Raw genomic sequence first — 17,024 nt, 5'->3', positions numbered from 1 at the left:
TTAAATACCATCATAGATTTATAATGAAAAGAATAAAATTGATCGGTTTGACTGCCTTTATGCTAGCATCGATAACACAAACTATAAAAGCGCAAATAGGACGACCATTTATACACGACCCATCAACGGTTGTTGAAGATAACGGCAAATATTACTCATTTGGCACAGGAGGAGGCGGTATAATGTCTGATGACGGCTGGAAGTGGACCAGCGGCGCTGTGCGTCCCGGCGGCGGGGCTGCGCCCGACGCCCTTAAAATTGGCGACCGCTACCTGATAGCCTATGGCGCAACCGGGGGTGGCCGCGATTACAAAGGCATTATTTACACCATGTGGAACAAAACACTTGATCCTAAATCGCCTGATTTTAAGTATACCGAACCGCAAATAGTAGCTACATCCGATGGTTATGAAGATAACGATGCCATTGACCCCGGCATGATGCTTGACCCTACAACGGGTAAACTTTGGCTTACTTACGGCACCTATTTTGGTTATATCCGCATGGTAGAACTTGACCCTAAAACAGGAAAACGCGTGGCAGGCAACAAACCTGTTAACGTTGCAATTACCTGCGAAGCTTCGGCGCTGATGTATCGCGATGGCTGGTATTACCTGTTGGGTACGCATGCCACTTGCTGCGCCGGGCCTAACTCTACCTACAACATTTTAGTTGGCCGTTCAAAAACGGTAACTGGTCCGTACATAGATAACGTAGGCAGACCTATGTTGCAAGGCGGCGGCCGGATGGTTGCCACAACCGATGGCGCTTTAATCGGTCCGGGCCACTTTGGAAGCATGATAATTGAAAAAGGAGTTGAAAAAATGTCTTTCCACTGGGAAGCAGACCTGAATATGGGCGGTAGAAGCACTTTAGGTATACTGCCGATAGTATGGAAAAACGGATGGCCTATTGCCGGACAAAATGTGAAAGCCGGAACTTACGAAATTCAATCAGAGCGCAGAGGCTATGCATTGGGCCTGGCTGTTGATATGCCGAGTATGCAAGGTGGCGGCGGCGGATTTGGCGGTGGTGGCAATGCTAACGCGCCAATAAAACCCGTTCCGTTTTTGCAGGTAAGCGATGTTATAAGCACATGGCCAACAGGCGACATTACCACACGCTTAATTGAATACATGTCTCGTCCGCATCAAAAATGGAGCATTTCCCCGGCGCCCGATTCAAGTGGGTATTTGGGTGCCCCCTACTATAAAATAGTTATAGCAGGTACAGATAGGGCACTGGCAGCAACAGCAGACGGAAAAGTGATAACCGTACCAAAATATACCGGCTCGGCAGAACAATTATGGATGCTGGATCAGTTAACGGACGGTACCTATCGTATAATGCCTAAACAGGTGCCCAACTCAAAAGAAAAAATGTCGCTCGTATCATTCGGCGATGGTACGCCTGCACTGGGCAAGTTTGATCCTACCAGTGACAATTCTAAATGGAATTTTAAGGCGCAGTAAGTTGTTTTGATTTTACTGATTTTTTGGTGATTTCTCTGATATCTAAAAGAGGCTGTCTCAAAAGGACAGCCTCTTTTTTGTCAACTTTCGCCTTCTCCAAATATATTTCCGAAATTAGCCCACATGCTGCAAATACAAGAAAACGTATCCCTTAAAAACTTTAACACCTTTGGCGTTGATGTTAACGCCCGCTTTTTTGTGGAAATTAACCACGAAAACGACCTGGTTGAGTTATTTATGGACCCGCAATGGCAGCACACCGAGCGGCTGGTAATGGGCGGCGGCAGCAATATGTTGCTGATAAATGATTTTGGCGGATTAGTTATCCGACTTAATATTCGCGGTATAGAGCATCGCATTAACCATAACGAGGTTTTTGTTGAAGCAGGGGCCGGCGAAGTATGGAACGACCTGGTAAATTATTGCGTAAAGCATGAGTTTGCGGGGATGGAGAACCTAAGCTTAATACCTGGCTCGGTAGGTGCATCGCCCATACAAAACATTGGTGCCTATGGCGTAGAACTGAAGGATGTTTTTGAAAGTTGCAAAGCCTTTGAAATAGCCTCCGGCAAATTTAAAACCTTTAGTAAAGCCGACTGCAAATTCGATTATCGCGAAAGCGTATTTAAGGATGAGCTGAAAGAGCAATTTATTATCACGTCAGTAAAGTTCCATGTATCGCTTATCCCCAATCTAAATTTAAAATATGGAGCAATTGAGCAGGAGCTGGCGCATCGTGGTATAATTAACCCTACAATAAAGGATGTATCACAGGTAGTATCGCATATCCGGTTAAGTAAACTGCCGGATCCGTCTACCATTGGTAATGCGGGTAGCTTCTTTAAAAACCCGGTTATTACCGCTGCTGAGTTTGCCCCTATCTTATTAAATCATCCCGACGTAGTGCACTACCCCGCCGGCGATAACCTAATTAAACTGGCTGCAGGCTGGCTGATTGAGCAATGCGGTTGGAAAGGAAAAGTGGTTGGAAATACCGGTACATGGAAGAACCAGGCGCTTGTGTTGGTTAACCACGGCGGCGCTACCGGACAGGAGGTGTACAATTTTTCGTCGCAAATCATAGACAGTGTGTACACTAAATTTGGCGTTAACCTACAACGCGAAGTGAATATTATTAAATAAGATAAAAACTTTTTTTATTATTAATAGTTACACGGACCAAGCCCCTAAAAGGGCTTTTTTGTTCAACAATATTGTATATTATATATCTGATTTACAGATGTATAATATCCAATATTGTGTTTAAAATACACTATCACTTAAGCAGTGTTGGCTAAACGGAGCCGTCCCTTATTAAAAGCACTCAAATTGTCATTGTGGTATCAACTTTGTCTTAAAAGCTATACAAAACCATAGCAAAATGACAAAAATTGAGTTTAACACCCTGGTATTACGTCAAGCAAGTTCATTAAGGTCATATGCCTTACACTTTACACACGACGCAGACGACGCGAACGATTTAGTGCAAGACACTATATTAAAAGCCATTACTTATTATAATAAGTTTAAAGAAGGCACTAATTTAAAAGGCTGGTTGTATACAATCATGAAAAACACTTTCATTAACAACTATCGCCGTTTTGTTAAAATGAGCACTTTTGTAACCAAGTCTGACGAAATTTCATCGCCTAACCTGGTATTCAGTTCAACTAAAAATCAGGGTGAAGCCAAATTTGTAATGGATGATATTAAAAAAGCTTTAGACAGGCTACCTGCTGATTACTATGTTCCCTTCACTATGTATTTTGAAGGCCACAAGTATCACGAGATTGCCGATCATTTAGCTATACCTATAGGTACTGTTAAAACCCGCATACACGTAGCACGTAAGCTATTAAAGAAAAACCTGAAAGCGTATGATAACGGTGTTAAAAAACCTGTATACGCAGAAATGTAAGCTATATTAAACTCAACATATATAAAAAAGCCCCGCTACCCATAAAGTTAGCGGGGCTTTTTATTGGTTTAAGCTTTTGAGTGTCAAAAACGCTAAATTGCCTATATTTGATCTCAGCCTTTATCAGCGGGTGGCCTATTATTTACAAAATGAAAACCAGGTACGCAACTTTCACCACTATACTCTTACTGCTTTTTAACTATTGCTTTGGGCAAGACGGTAAAAACTCATTTGCATTTGAAGACGGGGTACGTAAAGAAATTGAAAATACATCCTCCGCTTTCTATTATGCCAATCTGATAAACAAGATCAATAAGGAGCCGGATAAAATTACCCGTGAAGAAATTAAGTATTTATATTATGGTCAGATCTATAAAAAGGGTACGGGACTTGGTTTTTTAGATGATCCGGAAGGAAACGAGTTCAGAAAAGCGGTGTCAAAAAATAAGTGCGATAAAGTATTAAAGCTTGGATATTTTGTTTTGCATAAAAACCCTGTTGAGTTAACAACATTATTTCCGGTAAACAGTTGCCGGGAGAAAAATGATGAGCCGGACAGTTTGTTTTTAGTGTTACGAACAAAAATGGTAATGGAAGTAATTTTAGAAACAGGTGACGGAAAAACAAGAGAAACCGCTATCAAAATAGCCAATATTGAAGACGATTTGGTTTTAAAAGGCATTTTAGGCTTCAAAGGAGGTAAAGAAACTTTAGAAAGCACCGGCGGCAGAACATACAGTGTTTGGACCAATGGCGACAAGAAAATTTATTTTGAAGATTGCTGGAACTATAAGTATAGATAATACAAGATTAAATGGATTTCATTTCATTTAAGCTCGTTTGATATTTGCATTTAGGTTGACCGATGATGTTTTTATAGCCTATTAATCTATCCACCCAAACTTAGTATACGGCACCAAAGCCTCGGGTACTTTAATACCCTTTTCTGTTTGATTATTCTCTAACAAAGTAGCCACTATACGCGGTAAGGCCAACGCGCTGCCATTAAGCGTATGCGCCAACTGTGTTTTACCCTCTGCATTACGGAAACGCAGCTTTAAACGGTTGCTTTGGAATGTTTCAAAGTTAGATACTGATGATACTTCCAGCCAGCGTTGCTGGGCCGCGCTCCAGGTTTCCATATCATAAGTTAAGGCAGAGCCAAAGCCCATATCGCCGCCGCAAAGGCGCAGCACACGGTAAGGCAATCCTAATTTTTGCAATAAACCCTGTACGTGCGCGCTCATTTGCTCCAAAATCTCGTATGAACTATCCGGATGCGCTACTTGTACGATCTCTACTTTATCAAACTGATGCAAACGGTTCAAACCGCGCACATGGGCGCCATATGAGCCCGCTTCGCGGCGGAAACAAGGTGTATGCCCGCAGTTTTTAATCGGCAGATCCTCGCCTTTTAAAATCACATCTCGGTAAAGGTTGGTAATAGGCACTTCGGCAGTAGGAATAAGGTAAAAATTATCCTCATTAACAAAATACATCTGCCCTTCCTTATCCGGCAGTTGGCTGGTACCAAAGCCTGATGCTTCGTTCACCATTAAAGGCACGCCAACTTCGCTGTAGCCTGCTTTTTCGGCCTCGTCAATAAAAAAATTGATCAGGGCGCGTTGCAATTTAGCGCCTTTGCCCGTATAAACCGGGAAACCCGCGCCCGTTACCTTAACGCCTAATTCAAAGTCTATCAATTTATATTTTGCAGCCAGTTCCCAATGCGGCAAAGCGCCGTCTGGCAAGGCTGGTTTATCGCCTTTCTCTAAAACCACTTCATTGTCTTCCGGCGTTAAACCCTTTGGCACAGATGAATGTGGCAGGTTGGGCAGCAACACCAGCTTCTCATAAAGCGCCGCTTCAACGCCGGTAAGCTGCTCGTTATACTGTTTTATGTCTTCTTTCCACGTGCCGGTTTTAGCTTTAATGCTTTCCGCTTCGTCCTTTTTGCCTGTGCGCATCAATTCGCCAATTTGTTTGGCAGCAGCATTGGCCTCGGCCGAAGTGTTGTCAAGTTTAGTTTGAGTTGAGCGGCGTGTATCGTCCAGTTGAATAATTTCATCAACCAGTTCGGGCTGTTTAAAATTTTTTACAGCCAAACGTTCTAAAACCAGTTCGCGGTTATCGCGGATATAACTAACTTGCAGCATTATTATAATTTTTACGCAAAGATATAAATTAGTCGATAGCCGATAGTCCATGGTCCATAGTTTTTCTTGTTGTTCGAGACATGCTATACTATGGTCTATCGTCCATGGACTATCGACTTAAAACCATGAACCAAACCGGTAAACTCTACTTAGTCCCCACACCGATAGGTAATCTGGAGGATATAACCTTCAGGGCTATACGCGTTTTAAAAGAAGTTGACCTGATATTGGCTGAGGATACCCGCACATCGGCACCGCTGTTAAAGCATTTTGATATCCAGAAGAAAGTTTTCGCGCATCATCAGCATAATGAGCATCAATCCAGTAACGAGATCATTAAATTTTTGTTGATGGGGCAAAACATCGCGCTCATATCAGATGCCGGTACACCTGCTATATCCGATCCGGGTTTTTTCCTGGTGCGCGAGGCTTTGAAGTTTAACATAGCCGTAGAATGCTTACCCGGTGCAACGGCATTTGTACCCGCATTGGTTAACTCCGGCTTCCCTACCGATAAATTTTGTTTTGAAGGCTTTTTACCGCTTAAAAAAGGTCGACAAACCCGCTATAAGTTTTTAGCCGACGAAGAACGCACCATAATACTTTATGAGTCGCCGCACCGTTTGTTAAAAACGCTGGATGAAATGGCTACTTATTTTGGTGCCGACAGACAAATATCCGTATCGCGCGAGCTAACCAAGATGTTTGAAGAGACCGTTAGAGGCACTGTGGCCGAAATTAAAACGTATTATGAAACACACCCTGTAAAAGGCGAGTTTGTTATATGTGTTGCCGGTAAAAATTAATACCCATGGAGATCTATTTAAAAAGTGCCATAAAACAGTTTGAGTATTATAAAGGTGTCGGCGAAAAAACCATGAGCCAACTTAAGGATGCCGACCTGTTTTGGCAGGCCAATAACGAATGCACCAGCATAGCCATTATTGTACAGCACCTGCATGGCAACATGCTTTCGCGGTGGACGGATTTTTTAACCAGCGATGGCGAAAAACCCTGGCGCAACCGCGATGCAGAGTTTGAAGAAATTATTAATACCCGTGATGAATTGATGCAGAAATGGAATGAGGGATGGGAATGCATGCTAACAACCCTGAAAGCGCTAACCGATGACGACTGGGGTAAAACAATTTACATCCGCAACGAAGCGCATAGCGTTGTTGATGCCATAAACCGGCAACTGGCGCATGTGCCTTACCATATTGGCCAGATAGTACTTATTGGTAAAATGCGTGCTGACAACTGGAAAGCTTTAACTATACCTAAAGGACAATCGCAGGCTTTTAATGCGCAGATGTTTAAAAACCCGACTGATCAATTTACCAAATGAAGAAAAACATCCTGTTATCCGTATTCTCGGGTTTACTGCTTTGGCTGGCCTGGCCGCCCATGCATTACACCACTTTCTTTTTGTTCTTCGGGATGGTGCCTATGTTGATTGCGGTGGAGAACATTATCAAATCAACCTCAACAAAAAAAGGGACCAAGATATTTGAATTGACCTTCCTGGGTTTTTTTGTTTGGAACACGTTCAGTATTTACTGGGTATATAACTCTATAAAGTTTGTTGGAGAGTTGGTTGCCGTTCCCATCTCATTAATACCGTACTCGCTTGGGCCCCTGCTAATGGCTTCGGCGTTTTGGCTGTATTACCGCTTTAGGTTGGCTACTAACCGCAGTAAGGGCCTCATAGCTTTAGTTTGCTTTTGGATTGCCTATGAATACCTGCACCAAAGCTGGGACCTTGCCTTCCCGTGGATGACGTTGGGCAATGGCTTTGCTGCAACGCATCAATGGGTGCAGTGGTATGAATATACCGGCGTATATGGCGGTACAATATGGATCTGGGTGATAAATATTCTGATCTTCCTTATTTATATAGGGTTTACTGAGGCACAGCTAAAACAAACGCGATTAAAGCTATCAGCTTTTTTATTAGCTTTTTTGACACTGCCGCTTATTTTTTCGTTGTACAAATACAATAACTACAAGGAACAAGCTGATCCATCTAACATAGTTGTGGTACAGCCCAATATAGACCCCTACTATAAAAATGGCTATATAAACACCTCTCAGCAGATCCAAATCCTGACGCATTTATCTGATTCTGTAGGACAGGTAAACACCGAGTACTTTATATGGCCGGAAACCGCTATTCCGGACAGCCCTGGAATTGATGAAGATCAGATCCGCACCCATCCTGATTACCGGCAGGTACTGCAGTTTTTAAGCAAATACCGCAATGGTAACGTTATTACCGGTGCCGAAACAAGAAAGTATTTCAGAGGTACCGACGATGACATTGCCGAACCCGGCGCAGGTGATAGAATAGAGAACTACAATACCGCTGTAAATATCGAAAACTCGGCGCAGGTGCAGTTCTATCATAAATCAAAGCTGGTACCGGGCGTAGAGTCTTTACCGTTTGGTAATGCCTTATCATTTTTAAAGCCCGTTTTTGAGCACATTGGTGGGGCGGTGGGTAGTTATGTTGGGCAGGAGAATGCCGGTGTATTGTACGCGCAAAGCGGCATTGGCGCGGCTCCGGTTATTTGTTACGAATCTATATGGGGCGAATGGGTGGCCGGCGCGGTGCGCGATGGCGCACAGTTCATTGCCATTATTACCAACGACGGCTGGTGGGAAAACACTTCGGGTAAGGACCAACACCTGGATTATGCCAAACTGCGCGCTATCGAGACACGTCGGTGGGTTGCCCGCTCGGCCAACACGGGCATTTCTGCTTTTATTAACCAGCGTGGCGATATCGTGCAGCAAAGCAAATGGTGGGTAAGGGCGGCGCTTAAGCAAGACATTAACCTGAACAGCGACCTTACCTTCTATGTTAAACACGGCGATTACCTGCCCAAAATAGGTAGCTTTTTAGCGGTGTTGGGGATAATATTTATAGGGATCAAGATGAGGCTTAGGCGAAAGGAAAAGACTGTTGCAGTACACTAAGCTGTTCCAAATAAATATGCAAATCAATAAATTATCGGGACACCCTATTTCTGATTATCAACAACTTATAAATTGAACTTTCGGATTTGGGACAACTTTTAAGTCCGTAAGTTTGGCTGTAAAATTTTAGCAATCAATTGATTTTAAACGAATTGAAAATCTGCTCGTTTTTGTCCCGTTTGGGCCACCAAATGGGATAATTTTGAGAACACTAAGGTTCGGTAGTCGCAGACTACCGGCATAGGCGTCCGAAGTTAAAAACTTCGTACAGCGGAGTTCCTAATATTTCCAAATATCTTCAACTTCATAATGGTAAGACGTGTAATTTTCTGCAGTAAAAATCACATTGATTAAATTTAAAAAAATGATATCTTGTGTGATCAAAATTTTATCACAATGAGATATAACTATTTTAACTTTCTGGCAATAATTTGCATTTTGCTATTTGGCTGCCAAAATCCGTCTGAAAAAACCAACCAATTGACTGATTCTGATGCTAAAACTCCTGTAGTGGCTAAGTCAGAATATAAAGCTTCTGTCGTGTCGGATTCAGGATATGTTGTTATTAATACTAAAACACTTACTACTGGCAATGCCTATCAAAAATTCTCATTTAAAAACAGAAAGAAAACTCAGTTTGATTTAGATAAAAACTCAATTCTTGAAAAAGAGGAAAAGTATAAAATTAAAATTTCTGATTCGCGAATTTTGATTTGTGATATCAATGACAAAATACTGAAAGATTTATCTGTCGTTAAAAAATGGACGGATGAGTCCGGCCCTTCCACAGTCTATGATTTAAAAGATAAGAATGGCGTGGAATACTCATTAGATCACTATGTTGATATTGAAAAAAAGAATTATCTAGCATTTAGATTTGACACTTCCATAAATACTTATGGTGACTAAACAAATACACGTTTTCAACACGGCACATTTTTGTGGGAGTGATTGAAGAGATAGGCTGCTAAGGCATTAGAAATTTTAACGAATCATTTAAGTTTCTGCCAAAAGTTGCTTTAAAGCTGGAAAACCTTTTAAACGTAAGTGCCACTACTGGCTCGGCGTGCAAATGGAATACCGCCTGTATGTTGCCCGGTATGAGATGGCGTGAGCTTCAGCTATCTAAATATATTTTTTACTTGGATAAAAGACATATGAACGTTCCGGAAAAATTGTGCTTCCGTAATAATCCTCCTATCGCATAGAGATTGCTTCGCTCCCGCTCGCAAGGACGTGATGGGTTTTCTGTTCAAATGGTAATCAATAGCTATATGACGGTACAAATTCAAATGGCAGCAATTTATTTACGCGGTAGGCTCCTAAATTTTTCTTCCATTCAAGCCCGGTGTCGTAAAACCCGTTTTTGTCTATAATAACGCCTGCATTGGCGTTATCCTGTAGCATAAAGGCTGGGTTTGCCCGGCGGTAGGTGATATAAACCTCACTGTCAGAATACTTTTTTTCATTAGGGTTAGCATCTTTCCCCAGCATAATAAATTTTTGCCCATCCTCGGTTTTTACTATGTGGTTGTACTTAATTCTGCTTATCTCATCCAACCTGTACTCTACATCGTAATAAATATTGTCTTTAGGGGTTTTATACATGGCAAAATAGTTTTGGTCCAGTTGGTTGGCCCACAGCGCACGTATAAAATGCATTCGCGAACCAAAATAAGCATCATCCCTGGCCTTAATTATGGCTTGTTTCTTTGCCGGTTTAAGGCCCGCTGTATCTTCAGTAAAAAAATAGTTCCCCTTGTATTGTGTTTTTAAGGGAGTGCGACTAAAGCCTGCCAAAAAGAAGGTGATCTTATACCCCAGCAGTTTGTTAGTTATCAATAACGGCTTATCAGCATCGGCGGTAAGCAGGTCCTGCTGTTTATCATACCTGAAATTTATATCCTGCGGATTTGCAATTACACAGTCATTGTCGTTAACGCCAATAAACTCATTCATAAATATCCGCATTGCCCTGCCCCTGCTTATCTTATCATATCTAACGGTTACTTCGGCTAATGCAATTGCTTTTGGCTTTAGCGCCAGGTTTAAATTGTCGCCTGCATATTCCTTAAGCATCAGGGTTTGGTAACCTAAATAGCTCAAAACAAGCAGTGCTTTGGTTTGCAGATTATTGCTTAACACAAAGTTGCCTTCACTGTCGGTTATAGTGCCCTGCGATGTGCCATCCAAATAAACGCTTACGTTCTCAATGGCCTTGCCCGTTCCGGCATCAGTTACCCTACCCCTTATTTGCTGGGCGCACAAAAGGGCGGGCAAAAAGAGAAGTATTGTTGCTGACAGGATTTTGCAAAATGATCTCAAGGTGATAAATGGCTGTAATACAATAATAATAAATATTCTACTTTTAAAATTGTAACAATACTACCCAACTAAGTGGGATTGTTAAGCCCTTAATTGTACACCGGACTTGCACCTGCAGACCAACACTTGCGATTATTGATTTGTCTTGCCCATGTGTTTAGCGCGCAAATCCCCGCCAAAAAAAGCGCCATCCACATACCCACGTTGCGCGCGTCAGAAAAATCGACTGCCGCCAGTCCGCGTCGCTTTAATCTTCCTCATCTGGCCGATCAACAACGGTTACTTCGTTTAGCATTATAACTTTACGCTTTAAAGCAATACTTAAAGTTTTACCCGCGTAATCAGTAATTTTTTGCGATTGATAGCCTACATAACTTATCGTAAGGGCGGAGTTGGTGTCTTTGCCCGGGTTGAGCGTAAAGTTACCTTCACTGTTAGTTATAGTTACCTGGTAAGTACCCTCTAAATAAACATTCACGTTTTCAAGCGGTTTACCTGTTGCGGCATCAGTAACACGGCCCTTAACGGCTTGCGCAAACAAAATGGCGGGCAGCAAGAGCAAAATGGCTACTGTAAGTACTTTTTTCATGGTTTTAATGCTTAGGTTTATTGGTAGCAATTTTTAATCACTACAAGATAGCTTGCTTTGGGTGATGATAAAATTAAAGTATACCAGGCCGTATATAACCGCGACTAACCGGCTTATGGCTGCGACATTGGCGAAAAAAGATCTATAGCAGAAGCATTTAGTTGCGAGGAGTATCCTTAATCATATACCAGTTAACCAGCAACAGCACCATCTGGTTGTAAGTATCCATACCCATGGGCTGATTGTTGGCCTTTAAAAAGTCGTTGTAAAACATGCCGCTAAGCGCACCCGCTTTACCGCGGAAAGACAGCCAGTACTTGCGTTCGGTTATAAAATCGTTGCGCACAATTGGCGAAATGCGCAACCTTAGCTCGTTACTGATCAGCGTATCGCGATGGCGCATGGCCCACATACATTCGCCTAATGCCATTTGGTATACAGAATAGCGCAGCAGTCTGTCGCGCGAGTTTACACCCGCTAAAAAGCCGGCAAAGCTGGCTTCGTCTTCGGCTCCAAAACCTGTTTGGTGGGATAGTTCATGGCAAGCCACTGCGGGGCGGGCATAAAGCGGCATCTGGTAATTCATCTGTGCTTCGCCCGTAAATGGATTGTAATAACCTGAGGTAGCCAGGTAGTTAACCAACGGCGTTAACATAGACGATTTTATCCCCGGATAATACGTGCGAAAGTTGGCCGAATCGGCAGATAGTTTTTTTATGGCCAATAAGGCGGTGTTGTAAATTTGGGTGTTTGTTTGCAGCGTGTCCTGGTGATTAATAAGAGTGCGGGTGGCGTTAGCGCTGTCAATAATTGCACGGGTAACAGTTTCTAACTGAGCGGTAGTGTAGGATGTATCGCGCAGGTTAAGCCGCTCTGCAGCAGAGGGGCGGTAGTAGTTCATCCCCCAAAATAAGTAGAACACAATATACGCGGCCTGTATGCCTATTATCAAACCGAGCAGCGCTTTGCCAACAACCTTAAACCTGCCTTTAAACAGTAAATAGATAAGGCGGCCAATAAAATAGATGAGGTAAATGATAACGACTATGTAAAGCACATCGCCCACACTAAACGGGAATAAGTTCAATATAGGATGCAGCACATAACAAACCGCCACATAAAAGCCCTGCGAGTAATAGCGCTCAACCGCAGCGGGGTAATTGGTAAATACATTGAGCAGCCAGATAACTAAAGCAAGGGCCGCTATAGCTATCCACCGTTTAATATGTGGGCTGATTTTGCGCATTGCAACAAATATAGGTTTGTGCAGGCATTGAGCACAAAAAAAGCGTCCCGATTGATCGGGACGCTTTTAGAAGCAAATTAGTTGCAATTATTTTACTGATACCGGTACTTCAACTTTTTCCCATACTAGTGAGAAACCGCTTGCTGATGTAACGTATTTAAGACGTTCTGTCATTGGCGCAGCCTTTGGTTTAACCGAAACAACTAACACATCCTTTGCAGGATCTTCGTTAGCGGTACCGTCTCTTTTAATACCCCATTGGCCAACCTCAGAGTTGAAAGTTATTTTCCATTCATTAGCTGTAGGTGTAGCAAAAAGGGTGTATTTACCCGCAGGTAATTTTTTGCCTTCAATAGTAACTTCTTTATCGGTAGTAAATGTAGTGGCCTGGTTTGCACCTGCTCTCCACATTTTATCGTAAGGCACTAATCCGCCCCATACAGTTCTGTTATCTACAGCAGGGCTGCCATAATTGATCTTGATGTTTGCGCCGCCGATTTTCGCGCTTACGCTGTCGCGCGGGCTTGTGCGTTGCTGTGCAAACGCTGTTGATGTTGTTAGCAATATTGCAACTGCAAAACATGTAGTTGCAACTAACTGTAATACTTTTTTCATGGTTGGTTTTTTAAGCTTAAAATTGATTGTAAACAAATATAAAATTATTAATTGTTGGCGCTAATATAACTGATTAGTTAGTAAACGCCATTTTTTAAAAAATATGTTAATTTTTAAAAACTAAATATTAAGGTGCTGTGTTTATATATGTGACTTGCATTGCAGTTAGGAATTGACCGTAAGGTTAACCATACCCTAAGGTTAAACAATTGTTGTGAGTTGGCCCTTGCCGTGAGGCAGGGGTTTTTTGTTTCTGCTTTATTTTAACCTGCCCGTAGCAACAAACCATTATTATACCTTAATTTGAAGCATGAAAAAACAGGAAAAGCTGTTTTACCTGCTGTTTATACTGCTTGCCCTTGCCGTTAACCTTAGCGGCATTAATCATGCTTTTTTTACTGACGACCCTGGCCTGTACGCCTCCATTGCCAAAAACATGCTTTACAAGCATGATTGGTTATCGTTATACAGTTATGGACAGGATTGGCTGGATAAACCACATTTTCCCTTTTGGATGGCCGCCGTAAGCTTTAAGCTGTTTGGTATAAGCGCCTGGGCCTATCGCCTGCCGGGGCTGCTGTTTTTTTCAATGAGCCTTTGGTATACATATTTACTGGGCAAAAAATTCTATACCGAGGAGATCGCCTTTATTGCTGTACTGATAGTGCTTACATCGCAGTATGTTATAATGAGCAATACCGATGTGCGTGCCGAACCCTACTTAATGGGCCTGATAACCGGCGCGATCTACCATATAACCTGCATTAACGATAGATTTAATTACAAAGACCTAGTGCTTGCCGCTTTGCTAACCGCTTGCGCGGTAATGACCAAAGGCGTATTTGTGCTGGTGGTTATTTACGGCAGTTTGCTGGGGCAACTCCTGTTTCAAAAAAAGTTTTTCAGTATATTTTCTTTAAAATGGATAGGCTTGTTTTTGCTTACCGTTTTGTTTACCGTGCCTGAAATATATGCCTTATATGTCCAGTTTGATCTGCATCCGGAAAAGTTAGTTTTTGGCAGGCAGGGTGTATCGGGCATCAAATGGTTTTTGTGGGATAGCCAGTTTGGCCGCTTTGTTAATAGCGGGCCCATCAGTCAGCAAAAATCTGGGGATGTGTTTTTCTACATCCATACCCTGCTTTGGGCATTTGCGCCTTGGTGCCTCATGTTTTACTATGCCCTGTACCAACGCGTACGCGGGATAGTGAAAGGTGAAAAACAAGTGGAATATTATACCTTGAGCGGCGGCGTGCTTTTATTGATACTCTTTTCGCTATCGCGATTTCAATTGCCTTTTTATACCAACATTATGTTCCCGCTATTTGCCTTAATTACCGCGCCTTACTGTTTTGATAGGTTAAATACCTGGGGAAGCCGCATCAGGGTAGTATCATGGTGGCTGTATATAGCGCTGTTTACGCTGGGCGTGTTTTTTATCAATTACTTTTTACAGCCTGATAACTACCTGTTCTTTGCCATAGCCTGCGTTGCTTATTTCGGGTTGATATCGTTCATCAACAACAGGGTAAAAACAGAAGGCGTAAAAAAGGTTTTCTTTATTGCTGTAGCGGCGGCATTGTTTGCCAACTTTTATATGGTAACTAACCTATATCCGCTATTAACTGCGTATAATGGACAAATAGCAGCGGCAAAATTTATACAACAACCAAAGTTTAATAACTACAGCGTTTACTCATTGAAACAGCAAAACAATGTTTTTCAATTTGAGTGCGACAAGCCGGTAGGCTACCTTCCATTAGATAAATTAAAGGGGCGGGTATCTCCAAATATTATCTGCTATGCCAACCAGCAATCCGTTGACTATCTGCAGCAGCAAAGCGTTCCGTTTACCATACTTGCATCATTTACCAATTATCCGCAGGAGCGTATATTGCCAGGCTTTATCAGTAAGGCAAAACGGAATACGGTGTTGGATAAGGTTTACCTGATCAGCAAATAGCTTATTGGTGTTCCTCATCAATACGGTAAACCAGTAACACTATCATTAAACCCAGCAAAGAGATCAAACCAAACGAGACGCGCAGATTTATGGCTTCCGCTACAAAACCTACAAATGGCGGAACCAACAAAAAACCCAGATAACCAACTGACGATATAGATGCCAGCGCAGTACCGCTGCTCATAGTTTTTGAACGCCCGGCCAATTGAAATATCATAGGTACTATGCACGATACGCCAAACCCTACCATAACAAAACCCAACGCTGCAGTTAACTGGTTAGGGAATAAAACAGACAACATTAAACCAACAAACACAAACAAGCCACTGCCGCGAAGCATATTTTTAATGCCAAAGCGGTTAACTATCGCGTCGCCAATAAAGCGGCCCACGGCCATAGCAATCATATAAACAACAAAGCCCTCGGTAGCGTTGCCTTTTGATACATGAATAACCTTCTCAAAATATACACCGCTCCAATCGTACATGGCGTTTTCGCAGGCCATGCAGCAAAAACAAATAAGGGCAAATGTGATCAACGATTTTTCGGGTAGTGTAAACAGTTTCCGTTTGGGCTGAGGTATGGGTGGCTGGTAAATGGTACCGGAGATAAACCAGAACGAACACGCAATAAGTAAAATACTTACCGCCAGCAAATGGTATGATGTGCTTAGGCCATAGTGTACTGCAAAATAGCCCAGGGCCGCTCCCGCAAAACCGGCCAGGCTCCATATACCATGAAAGTTAGCCATTATAGAACGGTCATATAACGACTGTACCGCTACCGCCTGCGCGTTGGTGGAAATATTAAATAAATTACGCGACGCGCCCAAAAGGAACAACACGGGCACCAATTGCCATACCGTAGTGCAAAACCCAAGCAAGCCCAGATCCACAGCAAACAGAACTCCACCAATCAACATAACTGCGCGGCTGCTGTATTTGCTTAGCAAGTGGCCGGTTATGGGTACAGTTACCATCAGGCCAATGGGCATGGCAAATAAAATGCCGCCCAATTCAGCTTCGTTTAAGTTGAGTTGCTTCTGAATATAAGGGATGCGCGATGCCCAGGTGGCATACCCAATTCCCGACAGGAAAAAGAAAACTGCATTTGCCCGGCGTAATTGCTGCGGGGTTCGGTGTTCGGTTGATCTTTTTAGCACAATTGCTGCAAAGTTATTGGAATAAGCTGAAATTATTTTTTAAACGCTCCAAAAACTAAAATATCAGAACTAATGTACCGCTAACAATAAGCGCTGTGGCAATGCCCGTTTTTAAAGTAATAGGTTCGCCTAAAAACAATGCAGATAATACAATAGCCAGGGCAACGCTCAATTTATCAACCGGAGCCACCTGAGAAACCTTTCCTAATTGCAGGGCTTTAAAATAGCATAACCACGATAATCCTGTTGTAATGCCGGACAGAATAAGAAATATCCAATTTTGGCGACTTAGCGTAGCAATTGTATCGCCTGTTCCTTTAAAGGCAACTACAACCCAAGCCAAAACTACAATAACTACGGTACGAATAGCCGTAGCCAGATCTGAGTCTATTCCCTTGATTCCGACCTTCGCGAACAGCGCGGTCAGGGCCGCAAAAAGCGCCGATAGTAAGGCATATATCCACCACATAAGTTATATAACAACTATTTATAAGCAAGATAGATTAAAATACTTCACTTATCACAAATTAAATTTTTATAACTTTTATGTAAAATTTTATAATTATTTTTGAGAAATTGAGTTTGTATAATCATTGGCA

Annotated in this window: 16 protein-coding genes; 9 read left to right on the top strand and 7 right to left on the bottom strand. The window is 42.4% G+C overall.

What is annotated here, in order from left to right:
• Positions 1–23: 23 nt before the first annotated feature.
• The 4 genes from ACFQZS_RS06080 to ACFQZS_RS06065 all read left to right on the top strand — a co-directional run bounded on the left by ACFQZS_RS06080 (position 24) and on the right by ACFQZS_RS06065 (position 4,193).
• Entirely contained in the window at positions 24–1,472 is a 1,449-nt protein-coding gene (locus ACFQZS_RS06080) for a family 43 glycosylhydrolase (protein WP_377098298.1), read from the top strand.
• Positions 1,473–1,595: 123 nt separating this feature from the next.
• On the top strand, positions 1,596–2,615 hold the full coding sequence (gene murB, locus ACFQZS_RS06075; RefSeq protein ID WP_377098296.1) for a UDP-N-acetylmuramate dehydrogenase: 1,020 nt from the start codon (positions 1,596–1,598) through the stop codon (positions 2,613–2,615).
• A 238-nt stretch (positions 2,616–2,853) separates the two neighbouring features.
• Complete coding sequence (locus ACFQZS_RS06070; protein ID WP_377098294.1) at positions 2,854–3,390, top strand: RNA polymerase sigma factor; 537 nt, start codon at positions 2,854–2,856, stop codon at positions 3,388–3,390.
• A 149-nt stretch (positions 3,391–3,539) separates the two neighbouring features.
• Positions 3,540–4,193, top strand: coding sequence for a DUF4919 domain-containing protein (locus tag ACFQZS_RS06065; RefSeq protein WP_377098293.1), 654 nt, complete (start codon positions 3,540–3,542; stop codon positions 4,191–4,193).
• A gap of 81 nt (positions 4,194–4,274) precedes the next feature.
• On the opposite strand, the gene serS is transcribed toward ACFQZS_RS06065, so the two are convergent.
• On the bottom strand, positions 4,275–5,546 hold the full coding sequence (gene serS / locus ACFQZS_RS06060; RefSeq protein WP_377098291.1) for a serine--tRNA ligase: 1,272 nt from the start codon (positions 5,544–5,546) through the stop codon (positions 4,275–4,277).
• Positions 5,547–5,650: 104 nt separating this feature from the next.
• Between serS and rsmI the strand changes: the two genes are divergently transcribed.
• The 4 genes from rsmI to ACFQZS_RS06040 all read left to right on the top strand — a co-directional run bounded on the left by rsmI (position 5,651) and on the right by ACFQZS_RS06040 (position 9,434).
• Positions 5,651–6,352 (top strand): 16S rRNA (cytidine(1402)-2'-O)-methyltransferase, encoded by a 702-nt coding sequence (gene rsmI, locus ACFQZS_RS06055; RefSeq protein WP_377098289.1) that lies wholly within the window; start codon positions 5,651–5,653, stop codon positions 6,350–6,352.
• Positions 6,353–6,357: 5 nt separating this feature from the next.
• On the top strand, positions 6,358–6,894 hold the full coding sequence (locus tag ACFQZS_RS06050) for a DUF1572 family protein (protein WP_377098287.1): 537 nt from the start codon (positions 6,358–6,360) through the stop codon (positions 6,892–6,894).
• Positions 6,891–8,525 carry an apolipoprotein N-acyltransferase gene (lnt, locus tag ACFQZS_RS06045; RefSeq protein WP_377098285.1) on the top strand — a complete coding sequence of 545 codons (1,635 nt, stop codon included), beginning with the start codon at positions 6,891–6,893 and terminating at the stop codon, positions 8,523–8,525. The genes ACFQZS_RS06050 and lnt overlap by 4 nt, the downstream gene beginning before the upstream one ends.
• Positions 8,526–8,921: 396 nt before the next feature.
• On the top strand, positions 8,922–9,434 hold the full coding sequence (locus ACFQZS_RS06040) for a hypothetical protein (RefSeq protein WP_377098283.1): 513 nt from the start codon (positions 8,922–8,924) through the stop codon (positions 9,432–9,434).
• A 354-nt stretch (positions 9,435–9,788) separates the two neighbouring features.
• Here ACFQZS_RS06040 and ACFQZS_RS06035 read toward each other — a convergent pair whose 3' ends face one another.
• The 4 genes from ACFQZS_RS06035 to ACFQZS_RS06020 all read right to left on the bottom strand — a co-directional run bounded on the left by ACFQZS_RS06035 (position 9,789) and on the right by ACFQZS_RS06020 (position 13,300).
• On the bottom strand, positions 9,789–10,805 hold the full coding sequence (locus tag ACFQZS_RS06035) for a carboxypeptidase-like regulatory domain-containing protein (protein WP_377098281.1): 1,017 nt from the start codon (positions 10,803–10,805) through the stop codon (positions 9,789–9,791).
• 292 nt (positions 10,806–11,097) lie between these two features.
• Complete coding sequence (locus ACFQZS_RS06030) at positions 11,098–11,439, bottom strand: carboxypeptidase-like regulatory domain-containing protein (protein WP_377098279.1); 342 nt, start codon at positions 11,437–11,439, stop codon at positions 11,098–11,100.
• A 157-nt stretch (positions 11,440–11,596) separates the two neighbouring features.
• A complete protein-coding gene (locus tag ACFQZS_RS06025) occupies positions 11,597–12,685 on the bottom strand; it encodes a DUF3810 domain-containing protein (RefSeq protein WP_377098278.1) in 1,089 nt (362 codons plus the stop codon).
• An 87-nt stretch (positions 12,686–12,772) separates the two neighbouring features.
• Entirely contained in the window at positions 12,773–13,300 is a 528-nt protein-coding gene (locus tag ACFQZS_RS06020; RefSeq protein WP_377098276.1) for a DUF2911 domain-containing protein, read from the bottom strand.
• Between the two features lie 310 nt (positions 13,301–13,610).
• On the opposite strand from ACFQZS_RS06020, the gene ACFQZS_RS06015 reads away from it, so the two are divergent.
• Positions 13,611–15,263 carry an ArnT family glycosyltransferase gene (locus tag ACFQZS_RS06015; protein WP_377098274.1) on the top strand — a complete coding sequence of 551 codons (1,653 nt, stop codon included), beginning with the start codon at positions 13,611–13,613 and terminating at the stop codon, positions 15,261–15,263.
• A 1-nt stretch (position 15,264) separates the two neighbouring features.
• Here the strand turns inward: ACFQZS_RS06015 and ACFQZS_RS06010 are convergent, their stop codons facing one another.
• Complete coding sequence (locus ACFQZS_RS06010) at positions 15,265–16,425, bottom strand: MFS transporter (RefSeq protein ID WP_377098272.1); 1,161 nt, start codon at positions 16,423–16,425, stop codon at positions 15,265–15,267.
• Between the two features lie 55 nt (positions 16,426–16,480).
• Complete coding sequence (locus ACFQZS_RS06005) at positions 16,481–16,894, bottom strand: EamA family transporter (RefSeq protein ID WP_377098270.1); 414 nt, start codon at positions 16,892–16,894, stop codon at positions 16,481–16,483.
• Positions 16,895–17,024 lie beyond the last annotated feature (130 nt).

Origin of the sequence: Mucilaginibacter calamicampi (assembly GCF_042676765.1) — a bacterium.
Classification (GTDB): Bacteria; Bacteroidota; Bacteroidia; order Sphingobacteriales; family Sphingobacteriaceae; genus Mucilaginibacter; species Mucilaginibacter calamicampi.
The sequence above is the reverse complement of the archived record's forward strand: the minus strand, read 5'-3'. Positions and strand labels throughout refer to the sequence as shown.

Excerpts from the sequence above, each read along its gene's own strand:
- ACFQZS_RS06080 (WP_377098298.1), top strand. The coding sequence starts at position 24 with ATGAAAAGAATAAAATTGATCGGTTTGACTGCCTTTATGCTAGCATCG.
- murB (WP_377098296.1), top strand. The coding sequence starts at position 1,596 with ATGCTGCAAATACAAGAAAACGTATCCCTTAAAAACTTTAACACCTTT.
- ACFQZS_RS06070 (WP_377098294.1), top strand. The coding sequence starts at position 2,854 with ATGACAAAAATTGAGTTTAACACCCTGGTATTACGTCAAGCAAGTTCA.
- ACFQZS_RS06065 (WP_377098293.1), top strand. The coding sequence starts at position 3,540 with ATGAAAACCAGGTACGCAACTTTCACCACTATACTCTTACTGCTTTTT.
- serS (WP_377098291.1), bottom strand. The coding sequence starts at position 5,546 with ATGCTGCAAGTTAGTTATATCCGCGATAACCGCGAACTGGTTTTAGAA.
- rsmI (WP_377098289.1), top strand. The coding sequence starts at position 5,651 with ATGGACTATCGACTTAAAACCATGAACCAAACCGGTAAACTCTACTTA.
- ACFQZS_RS06050 (WP_377098287.1), top strand. The coding sequence starts at position 6,358 with ATGGAGATCTATTTAAAAAGTGCCATAAAACAGTTTGAGTATTATAAA.
- lnt (WP_377098285.1), top strand. The coding sequence starts at position 6,891 with ATGAAGAAAAACATCCTGTTATCCGTATTCTCGGGTTTACTGCTTTGG.
- ACFQZS_RS06040 (WP_377098283.1), top strand. The coding sequence starts at position 8,922 with ATGAGATATAACTATTTTAACTTTCTGGCAATAATTTGCATTTTGCTA.
- ACFQZS_RS06030 (WP_377098279.1), bottom strand. The coding sequence starts at position 11,439 with ATGAAAAAAGTACTTACAGTAGCCATTTTGCTCTTGCTGCCCGCCATT.
- ACFQZS_RS06025 (WP_377098278.1), bottom strand. The coding sequence starts at position 12,685 with ATGCGCAAAATCAGCCCACATATTAAACGGTGGATAGCTATAGCGGCC.
- ACFQZS_RS06020 (WP_377098276.1), bottom strand. The coding sequence starts at position 13,300 with ATGAAAAAAGTATTACAGTTAGTTGCAACTACATGTTTTGCAGTTGCA.
- ACFQZS_RS06015 (WP_377098274.1), top strand. The coding sequence starts at position 13,611 with ATGAAAAAACAGGAAAAGCTGTTTTACCTGCTGTTTATACTGCTTGCC.
- ACFQZS_RS06005 (WP_377098270.1), bottom strand. The coding sequence starts at position 16,894 with ATGTGGTGGATATATGCCTTACTATCGGCGCTTTTTGCGGCCCTGACC.